A 19,154-nucleotide genomic window follows, 5' to 3' on the forward strand; every position below is an offset into this window, starting at 1 on the left:
GCCGCCTTTTCTGTAGGGTATGTTCAGACAACTAGTCTAATTTGGTCTATAATAAGAAACACTTACTTTAGCAGTCAGGAGCGATATGCATGTTACAGATTGATAAACAATCACCGCTACCTATTTATTATCAAATCGAAGCCTATTTAAAGCAACAAATAGATGCCGGCGAGCTCCAACCCGGGGAATCCATCCCATCCGAACGGGAGTTTTCCGAGCGCTATAACGTGAGCCGGATGACGGTCCGCCAAGCGATCACAAACTTGGTCAACGCCGGTTATTTGAGCCGTCAAAAAGGCCGAGGCACGTTCGTTGCCAACAAGAAAATCACGATGGCCTTGTCCGGATTGACAAGTTTCTCGGAAGAAATCAAACATCGGGGCATGCGTCCGTTTAGCCGCCTGTTGTCGTTCCAGACGATTTCAGCCCCGGCCAAAATCGCCCAAAAATTGAGCGTCGCGCTCGACACGCCCGTCTATGAGATGCGACGTCTCCGTCTCGCCGATGAGAACGTGCTCGCCCTCGAGACGGCATACATCCCGGTCGCCTTACTACCGAACTTGACCGAGACAGATGCCGTCGGTTCGATTTACGAGTTCGCCGAGCAGTCAGGGCTCCGGTTGAAGAATGCGACCCAAACCCTCGAGGCGAGGAGCGCGGGACCGGAGGAAGCAAAGCTGTTGACGATTTCTCCGAACGCCCCTGTGCTCTTAATCGACCAACGGACGTATCTCGAGAACGGGGACATGTTCGAATATAGCCGTTCCTTGTTCCGCGGCGACGCCTACTCGTTCACCGTTGCGATGGAACGCACATAAAAAATGGTTTGCCGCGGACGGCAAACCATTTTTTTATTGTGCTTCATACGTGATTCCGGCTGGGTCGTACATATACGTCTCAAGCTCGGTATCGGTCATCGGCTCGACTTCATTCCCGGCATCGGCCTGTTGGACGCGGTAACGAACTTCTTCGAGCAACGGCTCGTTCAAGAAGTAATAGAAATGACCGTCGACACCGCGGGCCCCTTCACCGGTCAACTGATATTGAACCGTGTTGTTGAGGGCGCCGACGTCCTCGATTAAACGCATATAATCGTTCGGACCGAGCGTCGTCTGCATGTTGTCCCCGACTGCTTTCAACACTTTGTCGTAGTTGTTGATGAGCGACGTGCCGAGCGCTTGGTCAAGGACGGCATTGATGACTTCCATCTGACGCTGTCCGCGACCGATGTCTCCGCGTGGGTCGTCATAGCGGTTACGGACGTAAGCGAGTGCCTCTTCGCCCGATAACTGCTGAAGCCCTGCTTCGACTTGGACGACTTCTCGTGAGGCGTCGTAACTCTTCTGTTCAGACGAGAACGGGACGTCGATTTCGACCCCGCCGACGGCATCGATGAAGTCGACGAACCCTTGGAAGTTGAGGGAGACGACGTGGTCGATGTCGATGCCGACCAAGTCTTCAATCGTGTTCGTCGCCATCCGCATACCGTTGTTCGGGTTCGATTCATCCATCGACCCGAAGTAATAGGCGTGCGTGATTTTGTCTTGATCGAGACCCGTCTTACCGTACGGGATATTGAAGCCCGTATAGTCGATGTTGACGTACGAGTCACGCGGGATGCTGAGCATCGTCGTCTGTTTGTTTTTCTTGTTCAGAATGACGACAATCATGACGTCAGACCGACCATACTCGCCGCGCGCTTTCTTCTGCGGGGACAAGTCCGTCCCGAGCACGAGGAAGCTCTCGGTATCCTCTTTATCAAATCGAGTCGGTTCGATAGTCGGATCATCCTCAAGCGTCACTTGAGTACCTGACAGCATGTTATGCGCTTTATAAAAAGCCGTTCCATACATGCTTGAGCCAACGATGACGGCAATCAATACAAGGGCGCTGAACAGCTTATAAAACGCAGACGGGCCTTTGCGCCGTCTACGAGCTTGGGTTCTTGAATTCATGAGTTTCTCCTTCGCGATCGAATGATATGAGCTTCACCTATTATAGAGGAAACCTCGACTTTTGTCGAAAACGTTTTGATTACAAATCCATTTCCATACAATTTCCCACAGTTAGCGAGAAAAAAACCTGGAGACACTTGTCTCCAGGTCATCAAGCTCGAATCGAAAAGAATCGGTCGGCCGCTTCACTGCCACGCGCCTGTAACACATTGCTACAAGCCGAGGCCGCTTCGGCATCGAGCACGATGGTCACACTTGGATGCGCCTGTAAGATGGAAGCCGGCCAGTCAATCGTCGGCACGCTCTCAATCATGTGATGCACGGCTTCGGCTTTACGGGTACCGGTCGCGACGAGGACGATCTCGCGTGCGTTCATAATCGTATCGAGTCCCATCGTGATGGCCTGCGTCGGCACGTCTTCGATTGAATCGAAGAAACGGCGGTTCGCTTCACGCGTCGACTCGGTCAGTTCGGTCACATGCGTCTTCGCATCGAGCGCGGTACCCGGCTCATTGAAGGCGATATGTCCGTTCTCTCCGATGCCTAGCAATTGCAGGTCGACACCAATCGAGCGGACGAGCTGTTCATAGCGAGCCGCTTCCGCTTCCGGGTCGGCCGCGTCACCATGAGGCAGATGGCTCTGTTTGAATGGGATGTCATTGAACAGCTTCTCTTCCATGAAGTGATGATAGCTTTGCGGATGACTCGGCGCGAGCCCGATATACTCATCAAGATTAACGCTCGTCACATGACTGCAGTCGAGCCGATCTCGTTTGAACATCTGATACATCCCGACCGGTGTACTGCCTGTCGCGAGTCCGAGCACGAAATCGCGCTTCCCGGCGACCCGCTCCTTGATGAGTGTATATGCGATTTCTTCTGCGTCCGTCGGTGTGTTCGCCACTAATATGTTCATTGCATGTCCTCCTTCGAATAACTGACCTGTCCTTGATGAATCGTCGTTATAACCGTCATTGCGTCATCCCAAATGACGAGATCCGCGTCGAAGCCAGGCGCGATGGCCCCTTTGTTCGTCAAGCCGAACTCACGCGCTTGGTTCGCTGACGTCATCTTCACCGCTTCTTGCACCGTGCATCCCGTGTATAACAGCATGTTGCGGAACGCCGCGTCCATCGTCAAGACGCTGCCGGCCAAGTTCCCGGCTTCGAGTCGAGCCGCCCCGCCTTCGACGATGACCGGTTGACCCCCGAGTTCATAACGGCCGTCCGGAAGACCTTTGGCGCGCATCGCATCCGTAATGACGACGAGACCGTCTGCCCCTTTCATGCGATAGGCGAAGTCGACCATCTCGTGACGGCTGTGAATCCCGTCTGGAATGATTTCAACCATGACGTCCCGCTCCAACAGACAATAGCCGACCGTTCCCGGCTCCCGATGATGAATCCCTCGCATCTGATTGTATAAGTGCGTGCCATGCTTGACGTTCGCTTCCTTGTTCTCGGCAAACGTGGCGTTCGTGTGTCCGGTCGATCCGATTGCACCGGTTTCACCCATCACCTGTTCAAGCTCACGTGCTCCCGGACGTTCCGGCGCATACGTGACGAGGCGAATGTGACCGCCCGCCTCCTGTTGCCATGTGCGGAATTGATTTGCATCGGGATCGATAATATATTCGGCCGGCTGTGCCCCCGCATTGTCGACGTTGACGAACGGTCCCTCTAGATGGATGCCGACGAGTGACGTGTCTCCCGCCTCGATGACAGTCCGGGCTGCTTGCAACGCCTTCGTAATGGCAGTCGGTGACTGTGTAATCGTCGTCGCAAAATAAGACGTCACACCTTCAGCGAGCATCGAACGGCTGAGATGACGTAGTCGATCCACGTCCGCATCCATCGTATCGACGTCGTAACCGCCGTGGATGTGGACGTCAATCATGCCTGGCGTCACGAGTGCCCCACGAACGTCAATCTCTTTATCTGTTCCTGCCTGATAGTCCTCCATCGCACCGACGCTCACAATCGTCGTACCCTCGAATTGGATATAGCCTCGTTCCCACGTTTCGTCCCCCGAAACGATGTGTGCATTGATGATCACCATAATCGGTCATCCACCTTTCTTCAAGTAGCTTCATCGTTATCATATCAAAAACCAGTATAGTTGTATAGACCAATATTACTAACTGACAAACTCGATTTCCCCAGTTCTTTGCCCATCCTGTTTCCCCCTCAAACAACAAACAGGCTGACGCCGTAGCGTCAACCTGTCTCGGTTAGGATGTTTCGTTCGTAATCGGTTGGGCCTCATACCGTTTGACGATATGAATGAGACGCATGACCAGCAACACGGCTCCGGCCGCTAGACCCGCAATCAAACCAATCCAATAGCCGTCCGGTCCGAAACCGAACTGTTCGGCAAGCGCATAGCCGAGCGGGAGGCCGATGACCCAATAGGCGATGAGCGACAAGATGAGCGTCACGTTGACGTCCTTGAACCCGCGTAAAATCCCTTGAATCGGGGCGGCGACCGCATCCGATAATTGGAAGAAGACCGCAAAAATCATGAAGTGGGCCGCGAGTTCCACGACGGCCGCATCGTTCGTATAGATGGCCGCAACCCGTTCATTTTGCCAAAACAGAAGCGCTCCCGAGAATGATGACACACCGAGACAAAGGACGATACCGATTTTGGCATAGCGTACGGCATCCTTCAGCCTCCGGGCCCCGAGCTCATAGCCGACGACAATCGTCAGCGCGCTCGACGCGGACAACGGCAACATATAGACAAATGAAGCGAAGTTGATGGCCGCTTGGTGGGCCGCGACGATATTGTCTCCATATTCACTCAAGAGCAACGTCACCGCCGCAAAGATGCTCACTTCCGCAAAAATGGCGAGACCGATCGGTGTCCCGAGCTTGAGCAGTTCTTTCTGGCTCGGCCAGAAGATACGCTCCACTGAGCGCAAGAAACGATATTCAAGGAAAGGCTTGCCGTTCCGGACAAACGCGAACGCCATAAAGAAGAGCAACCAATATGTGATGGCCGAGGCGATTCCCGCCCCGACACCGCCATAGGCCGGGACGCCGAGTTTTCCAAAGATGAAGATGTAATTTAATCCGACGTTAATGGGTAACCCTAATAGTATAAGTAGCATCGAGATTCGCGTTTTGCCGAGCGAGTCCATGAGCGTGCGTAGCACGTTGAACAAGAACATCGGCAACACCCCGAATCCGAGTGCGAGCAAATACCCTTTGGCAATCCGTTTCCCTTCCTCACTCAGTCCCATGCCGTCGACAGCCGTCGGGACGAGCCAAAAGCCGAGCACGAGCGTCGCGATGCTCAGACCGATCGCTAAGTATACGCCTTGGTACAGCGTCCGTTGAATCTGCTGGATATTGCGGGCCCCGAGCGCCTGGGCGACGATTGGGGCGACAGCGAGCAGAATCCCGCTCAACCCCGTATACACCGGCATCCATAAACTCGACCCGACACCGACACCCGCCAAATCGACGGCGCCGGCTCGGCCCGACATGACTGTGTCAAAAAAGCTGATTAAGTAAAAGGACACTTGTGTCACCAAAATCGGGAAGAAGATGGTGAAGAACAGTTTGATTTTTTCATTTAGTGAATGTGTTTGATACATGGGCAACCTCATCTCATTTCAGAAAGGAAAAATTAGAATGAATCAACGGAATGCGGAAAAATTAAAATATGAGCTGTTAGAGACGTGGAACACGTTCAATCATTATATGACCGAGGCGCTCACGTTTCAAAACAGTGAAGATATCCACCAAGCCCGGGTCCATCTACGCAAGCTATTGACGTTCATGCAACTGTACGACACGAAGCCTTCGACGTATCGTCAATTGAAACAGTTGATGGAGGTGCTCGGTGCGGTGCGTGACGGAGACGTCCTGCTTGAAGGGCTCGCCGTCGAGACCGAGCTCGATCAAGCTTTTGTTGAGCATGTCGAAACACAACGGGCCAAGGACCGCACGCTGTTGAAAGCGCGTGTGACCGAAAAAATGACGCCTTCGCTTGACCAGCAAGTCCGTCGCTTCATTGGCGGGCAGCTGTTCCGCGCCTTTCGCAAACAAGACGCGGCGGTGTTTCTCGATAAAGCCAAAGCCGACCGCAAGCGGCGCATCGCGACCCATCACGCAGCGACGAAACGGAACGACCGGCTCGATACCCTCCACAAAGTCCGGCTCGCCGTGAAGCGGGAGCGCTATTTGAATGAGTACTTATTGAACTATGAGCCGAGCGCCTCAAAAGACCAAGTTCAAAAACTGAAGCGGCTCCAGACCGAACTTGGTGATATGAATGACCGGCATCAGCTGTTGTTGCGCTGGACCGATTTCACGCCGCCCGCCGCCTTGACCGACGACTATAAAGAAGTCGTCCAGAAGCTGCACACCCGACTCGACGAATCGGTCGACGCCATCAAGCTTTAGCGCGACGTGTAGCGTTCGACGAGCAGTTCAAGCAACTTCATCCCGGCAATCGAGTTCCCTTTTGAATCAAGGGCAGGCCCAAAAATACCAAAGCCGACATCACTCAATCCGAGCTCGTGTTTGCCGGTCGCGAGAATCGCACCCGACACCCCGCTCTTTCCAGGCAGGCCGACACGGACGGCAAATTCACCCGATGCGTCGTACATGCCGCACGTCGTCATGATGGCTTTGACGATACGGACGACGCGACGCGGAATCAATTCCTCGCCTGTGACCGGGTCTTCGCCGTTACCGGATAGAATCCGGCCGATGCGAGCCAAGTCAAAACAATCGATTTCGATGGCACACTGTTTCGTATACACATCGATAATCTCATCGACATCGCCCTCGACGATTCCGTGATGGCGCATGAAATAGAGCAAGGCCCGGTTCAAGTCGGTCGTCTCGTATTCCGAGCGAGCGACTTTTTCGTTATACGTGACTTCCTCGACCGGGACATCGAGCAACGTCGCCAAAAATTGACGGAACTGATAGATTTTCAGCTCCGCCGTGTCCCCTAAAATCATGCTCGTGACCGCGAGCGCCCCAGCGTTAATCATCGGATTGAGCGGTTTCGATGGCACCGTCTCTTCGAGTTTGGCAATCGAATTGAACGCATCCCCCGTCGGTTCCATACCGACTTTCGAGAACACGTAATCTTCTCCGAACTCCATCAAGACGTAACAGAGCGTCAACGCCTTCGAGACGCTTTGAATCGTGAACTTATGATGGACGTCCCCCGCATGAATATAAGAACCATCAGGTAGGCAAATTGCCACGCCGAGCAAATCATCTTGTACATGCGCGAGCTCCGGAATATAGTCGGCGACTTTTCCTTGTGCTGTGTACGGACGACACTCGTCGACCAAATGCGCCAACTGCTGTTCCAATACGTTCATCCAATCACCCCATGTCCGATAGTTTTTACCCGGGTCATCTTAACATATTTGAAGACGGTTAACCATCAAGTGGACCGTCTTCCTTATCCGGCTTATACCATTCCTCGTCGGCCCATATGACCGATGGGCTGTCCTCGTCACCTTCGAGCTTCTCACCATGCCGATTCATCGAGACGATGAACGCGATAATACCGACCACGACGACCGCCGCCGTTATCCCGAACCAAATCATAGGTGGTCCTCCTTCCAATCGTGACGAATTTGTCTAGAACCGTGTGAGACTTATCCTATGTCTACGTCAACATTCTCGGTACCGTTAGTAGGAATACTACATAGAAATGGGTGAATGGATTGAACAAGATTGCAATCATCGGTGGAGGGATTACCGGCATGGCCGCCGCGTATTATGCAAAACAGGCGGGAGCGCATGTCACATTGTATGAAGCAAGTGACCGGATTGGCGGAAAAATCAAGACCGTTTATCGAGACGGCTTCGTCTTAGAATGTGGGCCGGACGGATATATGGCCCGTAAGCCGACATTGACCGAGCTGATCACCGAACTTGGGCTTGACGACGATCTCGTCCGGTCGATGACCGGGACCTCGTACATTTACGTCCGGAACCGACTGCGACAGATGCCCGCCGGTTCGGTTATGGGCATCCCGACCAAGTTCTGGCCGATGGTCAAGACGGATCTGTTCACGTGGCGCGGCAAGTTTCGGGCCGGTATGGACCTCGTGTTGCCCCGCGTCTATGCGGGATCAGATATCTCGCTCGATACGTTCTTTCGGGCCCGGCTCGGGTCGGAAGTCGTCGAGGCGATGATCGAACCGCTCCTGTCTGGGATTTACAATGGTACGCTCGACGATATGAGCATCGAGTCTACTTTCCCTCAGTTTATCACGATTGAACAAAAAACACGCAGCCTGATTCTCGGTATGAAAGCATTGACACCTCCTGTCCAAGCCGGTGTCAAACCGCGCGAGGCCGGTAAATTTTTATCGCTCGGCCAAGGGCTTGGTGTCTTGATCGAGGCGCTCCGTCCATCGATTGATCGCCTCTGTCTCGGGACACGGGTCGCGGCAGTCCGGCCCCATGAAGTGGTGCTCGAGGACGGAACGGTCGAGTCGTTTGACGGCATCGTGTTAGCCACCTCGCCGAACGCGCTCGGCCCGCTCCTCGGTCTCCCAGAAGCGGAACGGTTGTCGTCATTGAAACGCACGTCTTCCATCACCGTGCTCGTGGCGTTCGAGAAAGCAGACGTCGAGGCACTCGACGGGACGGGTTACGTCATCGCCAAGGGCGAAGGCAATGCCTTGACCGCTTGTAGCTGGATGCATAAGAAATGGCCGCATATGGCACCCGAAAACAAGGCGCTGTTACGCGTCTACATCGGCTCCGCGTTCGTTCCCGACCTGTTGACGGAATCCGACGAGACGATTGCCGATTTCGCGCTCCGTGAGCTTCGAAAAATTCAACACGTCGGTAACCCGATCTTCACGAGAGTCGAGCGTCACGTCGACACGATGCCGCAGTATGAGGTCGGCCATAAACAATACGTGCGCGCGTTCGAGGAAACATTGTCCTCCCTCGACGGCGTCGAAGCTTGTGGGGCGATTTTGCACGGCGTCGGTCTCCCCGACTGCGTCGACTCGGCCAAACAAGCCGTCACCCGCATCATGGCAAGACAGGTGGTGTCCGTATGAAACGAATCGACTACAACGAGAATCCGTTCATCGTCATTTGGGAAGTGACACGCGCCTGTGCACTGTCATGCGTCCATTGCCGGGCCGAGGCTCAGTTCCATCGTTATCCGGGTGAACTCGACACCGCCCAAGGTAAGGCGCTCATCCGCGACATTCATGCGATGGACAACCCGATTCTTGTCTTCACAGGTGGCGACCCGCTCATGCGCGAAGACTTGTTCGAGTTGACGGAATACGCCGCCTCGCTCGGAATGCGCGTATCGATGACCCCATCGGCAACGCCACGCGTGACCCATGACGCCGTCAAACGGGCGAAAGATGCAGGATTGACGCGTTGGGCGTTCTCGCTCGACGGTCCGGACGCCAAGTCACACGACTATTTCCGGGGTACCCGCGGCAGTTTCGAACGGACGTTGCGCGGTATCTCTTACTTTCGGGAAGAAGGCATGTCATTCCAAATCAATACGACGGTCACGGAATATAACGTCGATCAACTCCCGGACATCGCCAAACTCGTCGGTGAGCTCGGTGTGTCGGTGTGGACGCTGTTCTTCCTCGTGCCGACCGGCCGCGGGTCGCTCCTGCAGCCCGTCTCCCCAGAACGGCATGAAGAAGTCCTCCGCTGGGCGTTCGCTTTGCAAGAACACGTCCCATTCATCATCTCGACGACCGAAGCCCAGTTTTATCGGCGTATCGCCCGGCAAGAGAACTTGAAACGAAAACAAGTTGGATTGTCGCCCATCGGCCATCCGCATGACGATCTCGCCAAGGCACCCCGCGGCACGAATGACGGGAACGGTTTCGTGTTCATCTCGCATACGGGCGACGTCCAGCCGTCCGGTTTCTTACCGATTACGTGCGGCAACGTGAAACAAACACCGCTCGCCGAGATTTACCGGCACCACCCGGTTTTTAAATCACTACGCGATCCCGATACCCACCACGGAAAATGCGGCTACTGCGAGTATCGTTACGTATGCGGCGGCTCGCGGGCTCGCGCTTATGCCGTCACCGGCGACTATAAGGCCGAAGAACCGTACTGCATCTATCAACCTACACCTATCTCATAAACAAAGAGCGCCGGCATCAGCCAGCGCTCTTTCAATGTTTAATGCGTCACCGTCGCGGGACGAAGCGTCAACTCGTCGTTCTCGACATCGATGACGACCGTCTGGCCGTCCTCGATATCTCCGGCGAGAATACTACGGGCAAGTTTCGTCTCAATCGTCCGTTGTACGTACCGGTTGATCGGACGGGCCCCGAACTGTGGCTCATACGCCTCGTCGGCGATGAACACTTTTGCTGCATCCGTGATCTCGATTTGAATCGAGCGCGCCGTCAAGCGACTACCCATGCGCGCGACCGCTTTCTCGACGATTTGGCCGATTTGAGCCCGCGTGAGCGGATGGAACAAAATCGTCTCATCGACCCGGTTCAAAAACTCGGGACGGAAGTGGCGGCGGAGCCGCTCGATGACTTGGCGTTCTTCCGCCTCATCGATGACACCATCTTTCGCCGCTTCGAGCAAGATGTCGGCCCCGATGTTCGATGTCATGATGACGATTGTGTTTTTGAAGTCGACGACACGTCCGTGCGAATCGGTCAAGCGACCATCATCGAGCAGTTGCAGCAAGATGTTGAACACATCGGCGTGCGCTTTCTCGACCTCATCGAGCAGGAGCACCGAGTACGGGTTGCGGCGGACTGCTTCCGTCAACTGGCCGCCCTCTTCATAGCCGATATAACCTGGAGGCGCCCCGACGAGACGCGACACGGCGTGTTTCTCCATATACTCGCTCATGTCGAGACGTACGATATGGTCTTCCGAGTCGAACATCGCCTCGGCGAGCGCTTTGCCGAGTTCGGTCTTCCCGACACCCGTCGGTCCGAGGAACAAAAACGAGCCGATCGGACGGTTCGGATCTTTAATGCCGGCTCGAGCCCGAATGACGGCATCACTGACGAGGCGAATCGCATCGTCTTGTCCGAAGACACGTTGATGGAGCACCGTCTCGAGGTTGAGCAACTTGTCTCGCTCTCCTTCGGTCAATTTCGTCACGGGGATCCCCGTCCATTTCGAGACGACCTCGGCGATCTCTTCCTCGGTCACTTCTTCGCGGACGAGTTCACGTGTCACCGAACCGGCGAGCCGTTCCGCTTCCGCGAGTTCACGCTCGAGTTCCGGGATACGGCCATATTTGAGCTCGGAGGCCCGATTCAAATCGTAGCGGCTCTCAGCTTCTTGCAGTTCGAGCTTCACTTTCTCCAAGTCGCCACGGATGTGTTGCACGCGATGCGTCGACTCTTTCTCGTTCTCCCAACGGAGTCGGAGCGCGTCCGACTGTTCGCGAATCGAGGCGAGTTCTTGTTGCAGCGCATCGAGTCGTTTCTTCGAGGCGTCATCACTTTCTTTCTTCAAGGCCGCCTCCTCAATCTCGAGTTGCATGACGCGGCGTACGAGTTCATCGAGTTCGGCCGGCATCGATTCCATCTCCGTCCGAATCATCGCACACGACTCATCGACGAGATCAATCGCCTTGTCCGGCATGAACCGGTCGGTGATGTAGCGGTTCGATAAGACGGCCGCTGCGACGAGCGCGTTGTCATGAATGCGGACACCGTGGTGAATCTCGAAGCGTTCTTTCAAACCGCGCAAAATCGACACCGTGTCTTCGACGTCCGGTTCGTCGACGAGCACTTGTTGGAAACGGCGCTCAAGTGCCGGGTCCTTCTCGATATATTGGCGATACTCATCGAGTGTCGTCGCGCCGATGCAGTGGAGTTCGCCGCGGGCGAGCATCGGTTTGAGCATGTTCCCGGCATCCATCGCCCCTTCGGACTTGCCGGCCCCGACAATCGTATGCAGTTCGTCAATGAAGAGGATGATTTTCCCTTCCGCTTCTTTCACTTCGTTCAAGACAGCTTGGAGCCGCTCTTCGAACTCACCGCGATATTTGGCCCCGGCGACGAGCGAACTCATATCGAGGCTGAAAATTGTCTTATCTTTCAAGCTTTCCGGAACGTCACCGCGAACGATGCGTTGGGCGAGCCCTTCGACGATCGCCGTCTTCCCGACACCCGGTTCTCCGATTAAGACCGGATTGTTTTTCGTCTTCCGACTCAAGATGCGGATGACGCGCCGAATCTCGCTATCACGCCCGATGACGGGATCGATTTTTCCGGTCTTTACTTCTTGAATCAAGTCGCGGCCATACTTCGTCAAGACGTCATACGTCGCTTCCGGCGACTTCGACGTGATGCGCCGATTTCCGCGGACGGCGATGAGCGCCTCGCGTAGTTTCTCTTCGGTCACACCTTTGCGCTCGAGCATGCTTTGCGCTTGGCTCTTATTCATAATGATGCCGAGCAGGACGTGCTCGACCGAGACATACTCGTCACTCATACCGGTTGCTTCCCGCTCCGCCGTCGTCAACACGTTCAACAGCGAGGCCGAAATCATCGGTGTCGTCGGCGTTTGAAGCTTCGGTGCGTTCTTGAGTGCCATCGCGACCTCGGCCTCAATCTCGGCGACGCTCAGCTCCATTTTTTGCAGTAGGAGCGGCGCGATGCCGTCCGTTTGTGAAATCATCGATGCCAAGACGTGCCATTCGTTCATCTCGCTATGGTGGTACTGTTTCGCAAGTGCCTGCGAACTGACGATGCCTTCATGTGCTTTATCGGTAAATCGATTGAAATCCATTCTGCTTCCTCCTTAGGCTCAACGTTCGAGTTGTTCGTAAACAGATCGGTGGCCGGCGTCTAGCGGCAAGTCGACTTCGAGTTGGACGAAGAGATCCGACCGGACTTTCGAGGCGGTCATGAACCCGCGCCCTGGGATGCGCATCCGTTGACCCGGGCGTGACCCCGGTTTCACTTTCAGTTTGACCCGGCCACCATCTAATGTCGCCACGACGACTTCTGTGCCGTCGAGGAAAGCGAGCGGGCGCAACCGTTTGACGGTAATGACGTTCGCTCCTTCTCGACGGTACGTATCATCATCCGTGAAATGCAGCTCGACGTACACGTCGCCGCGGTCACCCGCTTGTCCGACCTTGCTGCTCTTACCTTTGAGCCGTAACTTCTGCCCTTCGTGGGCGCCTTGCGGGATTTTCACGTTGACCGTTCCCGTCTGGAGACGCAGACTCACTTTGGAATCAGACGTCAATTGACTGAGTGGGACGTTGACACGGACCGTCTCATCGAGGTCTTCTTCGACCGCTTGATTAAAGAAGCTACCAAACATGTCCTCGAACCCGAACGTCCGCGACGTCGTCCGTGACCCGCCGCCAAACTGACGGAACAAGTCTTCGAACTGGGCCGACCCTTCCCCATATCCGTCGCCGCTGTAAGTCCCTCCGCCGAACGTCGGTCCTTCTGGACTGCCATAGCGGTCATAGTTCGCTTTCTTATCAGGATCACTCAGCACATCGAACGCTTCTTGGATTGCTTTGAACTTATCCTGCGCGTCCGAGTCTTTGTTCACATCCGGATGGTATTGTTTTGCCAGTTTTCGATACGCTCGCTTAATGTCTTGGTCGGACGCCTCTTTCGGCACGCCAAGGACGTCATAATAGTTTTTTGCCATCTCGTTTCACCTCACCTATTTCTTTCCCGATTCTGTTAAGTCTATTCTACCGATTTGGTCAAAGAAGGTCAAAGAATTTCCTCGTTACTTAGCATACGAAAAAAAGAAGGCATTCGTTTCATCACGATGCCTTCTTACGATTAGAAATATACTCTCGGACTGTCCATGCCTTCTTCGAACACGATGGTCACTTCTTGTTGGCCACCGAGTGAGGTGACGTTGATGCGGACCGGTACGTTCCGGTTGTACTCCCACCGGTTCTCGAGCAGACCGACGACGTGCTGGGTGAACCCGACGAGCTCGGCCCGGCTATAAAACTGGATGGGGATGTCGATTTCGATTCGTGACAACTCGCCGTTTTGATAGAAGCCTTTTCCAATCATTCCGCTGAAATCCGGGAACACATCGGCAATCCGGTCACTGAAGAGGGAGAACTTTTGGGCATCGTCGCGCACTTCGGTCGTCGCCGTGGCGGACGGGAAGTAATAATAGGTCTCATCGATGGCGGTCCAGTCGTTCGCCGCCACTTCATTGGCTGAGCCGACGAATGCCGATTTGATATAGTTCCCTGGTGTCGGTGAACCTTGCGGCGCTTTCATATACAACGCGACGTTAATATCGAGGTCTTTAAAGTCCTCACGTTTCCGCAACTGGGCGACGAGTTCATTCGCCATGCGTTCTCCTTCAGCGATGACTTTCTTCTCGTCCAACTTTTCCGTATAGGTCGGACCGAAGTTCGGCGCTTGGAACACGTACTCTTGATTCAAAATCAAGGCGAACGACACACCGCCGAGTTGATACCCACTATCCGTTTTCGTCATATAGTTTTGTTCGACGAGCGACGCCAAATAGAGTGGCGACTTTTTGTTCTCTTCGACGAACTGCTCCTCGGCCACTTCGGCCGTGCCGTTCGCATACGCCGGGTTGAGCGGAACGAGACCTTCTGACGTTTTGTCTTTACGGCCAAGCAGACGCGATACATCTTCACTCGTCAATAGCTGTCCTTCTTGATAGGCGTACTTCTCCGGATCGAACGCGCCGGTCGAATGGCGCATGAGGCCGAGCTCCACTTCTTCGAGCTCGAGCGATGAGCTGACTTGACGTTGCGCCAGTCCTCGGGCCGCAGCTGGTTTAAACGGAATGACCATCTGGTAATATGAATCACGCGCTTGAATCGCTTGAGTGACCCCTTCGGCTGCCGTCTCTTCGCCTGTCGGTGTGACTTCTTCTTCCCCCATCGGGATTTTCATAGAGCATCCGCCGAGAAAAACCGTCGCGGCGAGAGCTGGGATGAGCATCTGTTTCCATTTCATCTATGTCTGAACTCCTTTAATGATTCGTTTCGTTACACTTCGTCCATTATAACAAAATCATCCGTTGAAAAAAGTGTCGAAGCGGAATCAGTGCCAATTCACAGCAAAACACCCTTCAACTCGAGTTGAAGGGTGTCCACGTCATGCTTTCGGAGATGGGCGACGTCGATGCGTCAAGAACAAGAGACCGAGCACGATCAAGACGAGTCCGAGTACCGTTCCCCACGTTTTTGTCGTGCCGGTCATCGGAAGGGTCGCTTGGTCTGGCGTCACCGGAGTCGTTGGTTCCGGCACATAAACCGATTCATCTTGGTCATCACGGTTATCGTTGCCCGGTTTTGGAAGGTTTTGCTTCACGTGCACGGTCGCCTCGACCGTCCGCGACACGCGCGCCTCACGATTGACTTCGAACGTGAACGTCGTCCGGTTCGTGAGCACTGCGCCGGCCCGCACATCATAAGATGGCAAGAGTACTTTCTCCATCTCGAGTACGACCTCTTCGCCGGGGATTAATCCGTTCTCGACTTCGGCCAGAGCACGCATGCCGTCTCGGAGCGTCTCGGTCGTCTCGCGCTGTTCTTTGGTCGTCAACGCCCCGCTCGTCCATTCGTCGATGACGTCGACGAAGTACAAGGTGACGTTCGACGTGTTCGTGATTGTATACGTATAGCGAATCGCCTCACCTGGATGCACCGTTTCGGGACGCGCCGTCTTCGTGACGGTGAAGTCAGCTTGATTCAATAAGACGATTTGTTGGCTCTCGGCATCGATGACTCGACCGTAAGCATCGGTCGCAGCGACGCGGAACACGTTCCCGATTTCAGGAGCGCTCGTCCGATCGTAATCGGTTGGAATCAATAAGTTGACGGTCGCCTCGACTCGTTCCCCAGCGAGAAGCCCATCATCGCCGACGAGTGCCAATAAGCGCTCGCGGACGTTTGCATTGAACGTGTCGACCGCCTTGGCGTCGATGTCGCCGCTAAAAAACTCATCTTCGATGGATGTAATCGTGAGCGCCGTCTCGCCTGTGTTCTCGATAACGAACGTATATGGAATCATCCCACCGACAACGGCTTGATCAATGTTTGCCTCTTTCCCGACCTCAAGGCCAATCGTCTCGTTCGGTACGACCGTGACATTCGCCTCCGTACAAGCTGCCGGAACGGTCTCGTCTTCAACACCGATACAGAACGTATTCGTCACGACGGTCTCACTCGTCACGTCTGGTGCGAACGTGTCGAACTGAATCGTCGTCGTTCCGACCGGTATCGTCGGGAACGTCCAATTGAAAGCGGGTGGTCCGCTCACGGTCGTCGGGGCGACTGAGCCTTCCGGACCGAGCACTTCGACCGAATCCGCGACGACGGTCAACGCTTCGGGCACCGTGTTGGACACAGACAAGTTCTCAATCGGAGCGCCTGTCACATCGATGACGAGCCGATATGTCACCAAATCCCCGCCTAACACACGCTCGATCGGCCCGTCGGCACCGAGCACCAATTGATCGATTGCAACCGCTGGGCTAGCAGAGGGCGCGGCCACTTCTTCGGTGACAGGTTCCTCTAATGATGGCTCCGGTTCAACGAGCGGAGGCTCGCCCGGTGTATCGACGTCCGGAACCGTCTCCGTCCCGTCATCACCCGGTTCGCTTGACTCACCTACAAGTTCCTCCATCTGGAACGCATAGACGGCGTTCGGGAATGAATAAGGAACACCGGCACCGTCATACAAGGTGATTTGGTCGATTGTCGTCACGTCGACCTCGGTCGCGTCAATCATGAACCGCCAAATCGTTGACGTCTCACGCGCCCCGTAATACGTGACGTCCGCGTAGATGAGGCTCGCGTCATCGTATGCTTCGATTTCTTCGGGGCTCAACTCAATTTGTGCATAAATGGGTGTCGGTGTCATCGTCGTGTTCGCGTAACTTCCATGCGGTGCCCACATGCCAATCAATACGAGGACGAATGTAATGAGTGCGATGAAACGTCGGTTGGTGCGTTGCATGATGGTCCCCTCCTCTAAGGTGTCTGCCGAACTGTGGCGTCTGCGATGACACGCTCCGGCACGGGAGAGGGATGGAGGGTGAGTGTGCGCGAGTCGTGGTGTAAGGTCTTGGTGTCAAATAAGTATTTGTAGATACTAATCATTACCCGTCCCGTGAAGGCGCGAACCTGCTCGAGACCGGAAACGTTTAAAAATCAGGTCAATGAAAAAAGGCCCTCCCTCAGGAGGACCTCATTCACGATTGGTCGGCTAAGAAGGCGAGCAACGCCGCCTCATCCCACACTTCGATGCCGAGTGACTCGGCTTTCGTCAGTTTCGAGCCCGCCTTCTCGCCGGCGACGAGGAGGTCGGTGTTCTTGCTGACGCTGCCCGTGACGCTCGCACCGAGCAATTCAAGTTGTTTCCCGGCTTCGCCACGTGTCATCTCATGCAGTTTCCCGGTCAAGACGATCGTCTTCCCGGCGAGCGGTGCATCGGCGTCGACCGGTCGTTTCGCACCTTTGAACGTCAGGTTGACACCTGCCGCTCCGAGGTCACGGACGAGGTCACGCGCTTCTGGCTTCTCAAAGTAGAAGACGATCGATTCAGCCATCTTCGTACCGATGCCATCGATGGACGTCAATTCGTCGACCGAGGCCTCCATGACCGCTTCCATCGTCTCGAACCGCTCCGCGATCAACACGGCCGCTTTTTGGCCGACGAGACGGATGCCGAGCGCGAACAAGACACGCTCGAGCGAGTTCTGTTTCGATTGCTCGATGGCCGCGAGCAGGTTCGTCACCGACGTCTCGCCCATCCGGTCGAGTGCGAGCAGCGCATCCCGGTCGAGACGATACAGGTCGGCCACGTTATGGACGAGGTCAGACGCATGAAGTTGCGTGATCACTTTCTCGCCGAGCCCATCGATATTCATCGCCGGGCGTGATACGAAATGAATCAGCCCTTCGAGCAGTTGGGCCGGACATTCTGGATTGACGCAACGATGGTCCGCCTCTCCTTCTAACCGGACGAGTTCAGATTCACAGGCCGGACAATGGGTCGGGAAGACGATTTCCGTCTCCTCCCCGGTCCGCTCACTGACGAGCGCCGAGACGACGGCCGGGATGACGTCCCCGGCTTTCTTGATGACGACACGGTCCCCGATGTGAAGGTCCTTCTCTACAATGAAGTCCTCGTTGTGGAGCGTCGCATACGTCACGGTCGATCCCGCGACCGAGACTGGAGCGAACCGTGCGCGTGGCGTGACTTTCCCGGTCCGTCCGACACTGAAGTCGACGTCTTCGATCGTCGTCACGACTTCCTCGGCCGGAAACTTATAGGCGACGGCCCAACGCGGGCTCTTCGCAGTGAAGCCGAGCTGTTCTTGCTCTTCATAGGCTGCGACTTTGATGACGATGCCGTCAATCTCGTACGGCAACTCCGACCGCTTCGTCACATACGTTTCAATATAGTCCCATAACTCATCGGCCGTATGACACGTCGTGTATTCTTGGCTGACGGCGATGCCGAGACGGCGCAAATACGCGAGCGACTCGTCATGCGAGGCGACGAGGTCGTCCGTCGAGACGAGCCCGTAGGCGAAGAACGCCAAATTCCGCGACGCCGCGATTTTCGAGTCGAGCTGCCGGAGCGAACCTGCCGCCGCATTGCGCGGGTTGGCGAATAGTGGTTCGCCGAGGCGTTCCCGCTCGTCGTTCAAATGTTCGAACGATCGTTTCGGCATGTACGCCTCACCGCGCACCTCGAACGTGACGTCCTCGTTCAACCGGAGCGGAATCGAGCGGATCGTCTTCAAGTTTTGTGTGATGTCTTCCCCAGTCGTCCCGTCCCCGCGCGTCGCGCCACGGACGAGCCGACCGTCTTCGTATTTCAGCGACACGGCGAGCCCGTCAAACTTGAGCTCGGCGACGAAGAGTGGACTGTAGCCGAGATCTTTCTCAATCCGTTCGACCCATTCGACGAGTTCTTCTTTGGAGAAGACGTTCCCGAGCGACAGCATCGGCGTGTCATGTGTCACTTTGACGAACGCATCGAGCGGGACGCCGCCGACACGTTGCGTCGGTGAATCCGGACTCCGGAGTTCCGGATAGTCCGTCTCGATTTCAATCAATTCGTTCATGAGACGGTCGTATTCCGCATCCGGGACACTCGGTCGGTCGAGCACATAATATTCATACCCGTATTGATTTAACTTTTGACGAATCGCTTCAACGCGTTCTGCCATCTCCATATGATCA

Annotated in this window: 15 protein-coding genes; 4 read left to right on the plus strand and 11 right to left on the minus strand. The window is 55.2% G+C overall.

Features of this window, described 5'->3' with window-relative positions:
* The first annotated feature begins 89 nt into the window (after nt 1-89).
* Nucleotides 90-818, plus strand: a complete 729-nt coding sequence (locus tag ACZ2GZ_RS12975; protein WP_029596096.1) for a GntR family transcriptional regulator — start codon at nt 90-92, stop codon at nt 816-818.
* Nucleotides 819-851: 33 nt separating this feature from the next.
* Here ACZ2GZ_RS12975 and ACZ2GZ_RS12980 read toward each other — a convergent pair whose 3' ends face one another.
* From ACZ2GZ_RS12980 to ACZ2GZ_RS12995, 4 genes are all read right to left on the minus strand, one after another.
* A complete protein-coding gene (locus tag ACZ2GZ_RS12980; protein ID WP_021065222.1) occupies nt 852-1,955 on the minus strand; it encodes an LCP family protein in 1,104 nt (367 codons plus the stop codon).
* A 151-nt stretch (nt 1,956-2,106) separates the two neighbouring features.
* Entirely contained in the window at nt 2,107-2,871 is a 765-nt protein-coding gene (gene nagB, locus ACZ2GZ_RS12985) for a glucosamine-6-phosphate deaminase (protein WP_021065221.1), read from the minus strand.
* Nucleotides 2,868-4,013 carry an N-acetylglucosamine-6-phosphate deacetylase gene (gene nagA, locus ACZ2GZ_RS12990; protein ID WP_470295305.1) on the minus strand — a complete coding sequence of 382 codons (1,146 nt, stop codon included), beginning with the start codon at nt 4,011-4,013 and terminating at the stop codon, nt 2,868-2,870. The genes nagB and nagA overlap by 4 nt, the downstream gene beginning before the upstream one ends.
* 172 nt (nt 4,014-4,185) lie before the next feature.
* On the minus strand, nt 4,186-5,556 hold the full coding sequence (locus ACZ2GZ_RS12995) for an MATE family efflux transporter (RefSeq protein ID WP_214715585.1): 1,371 nt from the start codon (nt 5,554-5,556) through the stop codon (nt 4,186-4,188).
* Between the two features lie 37 nt (nt 5,557-5,593).
* Here ACZ2GZ_RS12995 and ACZ2GZ_RS13000 point away from each other — a divergent pair, with 37 nt between their 5' ends.
* Entirely contained in the window at nt 5,594-6,367 is a 774-nt protein-coding gene (locus ACZ2GZ_RS13000; protein WP_214715587.1) for a CHAD domain-containing protein, read from the plus strand.
* Here ACZ2GZ_RS13000 and glsA read toward each other — a convergent pair.
* On the minus strand, nt 6,364-7,305 hold the full coding sequence (gene glsA / locus ACZ2GZ_RS13005; protein ID WP_021065217.1) for a glutaminase A: 942 nt from the start codon (nt 7,303-7,305) through the stop codon (nt 6,364-6,366). The genes ACZ2GZ_RS13000 and glsA overlap by 4 nt on opposite strands.
* Before the next feature lie 58 nt (nt 7,306-7,363).
* Nucleotides 7,364-7,537 carry a hypothetical protein gene (locus tag ACZ2GZ_RS13010; protein WP_165569465.1) on the minus strand — a complete coding sequence of 58 codons (174 nt, stop codon included), beginning with the start codon at nt 7,535-7,537 and terminating at the stop codon, nt 7,364-7,366.
* Between the two features lie 110 nt (nt 7,538-7,647).
* Here ACZ2GZ_RS13010 and hemG point away from each other — a divergent pair, with 110 nt between their 5' ends.
* A complete protein-coding gene (gene hemG, locus ACZ2GZ_RS13015) occupies nt 7,648-9,012 on the plus strand; it encodes a protoporphyrinogen oxidase (protein WP_470295306.1) in 1,365 nt (454 codons plus the stop codon).
* Nucleotides 9,009-10,082 carry a TIGR04053 family radical SAM/SPASM domain-containing protein gene (locus ACZ2GZ_RS13020; RefSeq protein ID WP_214830784.1) on the plus strand — a complete coding sequence of 358 codons (1,074 nt, stop codon included), beginning with the start codon at nt 9,009-9,011 and terminating at the stop codon, nt 10,080-10,082. The genes hemG and ACZ2GZ_RS13020 overlap by 4 nt, the downstream gene beginning before the upstream one ends.
* Before the next feature lie 38 nt (nt 10,083-10,120).
* Here ACZ2GZ_RS13020 and clpB read toward each other — a convergent pair whose 3' ends face one another.
* From clpB to ligA, 5 genes are all read right to left on the minus strand, one after another.
* Nucleotides 10,121-12,712 (minus strand): ATP-dependent chaperone ClpB, encoded by a 2,592-nt coding sequence (gene clpB / locus ACZ2GZ_RS13025; RefSeq protein ID WP_470295307.1) that lies wholly within the window; start codon nt 12,710-12,712, stop codon nt 10,121-10,123.
* 18 nt (nt 12,713-12,730) lie between these two features.
* Complete coding sequence (locus ACZ2GZ_RS13030; protein ID WP_214719796.1) at nt 12,731-13,597, minus strand: DnaJ C-terminal domain-containing protein; 867 nt, start codon at nt 13,595-13,597, stop codon at nt 12,731-12,733.
* 140 nt (nt 13,598-13,737) lie between these two features.
* A complete protein-coding gene (locus ACZ2GZ_RS13035) occupies nt 13,738-14,910 on the minus strand; it encodes a CamS family sex pheromone protein (protein ID WP_029596105.1) in 1,173 nt (390 codons plus the stop codon).
* A gap of 141 nt (nt 14,911-15,051) precedes the next feature.
* A complete protein-coding gene (locus ACZ2GZ_RS13040) occupies nt 15,052-16,917 on the minus strand; it encodes a DUF7507 domain-containing protein (RefSeq protein WP_214828217.1) in 1,866 nt (621 codons plus the stop codon).
* Between the two features lie 235 nt (nt 16,918-17,152).
* On the minus strand, nt 17,153-19,147 hold the full coding sequence (gene ligA / locus ACZ2GZ_RS13045) for an NAD-dependent DNA ligase LigA (RefSeq protein WP_214828220.1): 1,995 nt from the start codon (nt 19,145-19,147) through the stop codon (nt 17,153-17,155).
* Nucleotides 19,148-19,154: the final 7 nt, after the last annotated feature.

The sequence above is a fragment of the Exiguobacterium sp. KKT215 genome (assembly GCF_055635335.1).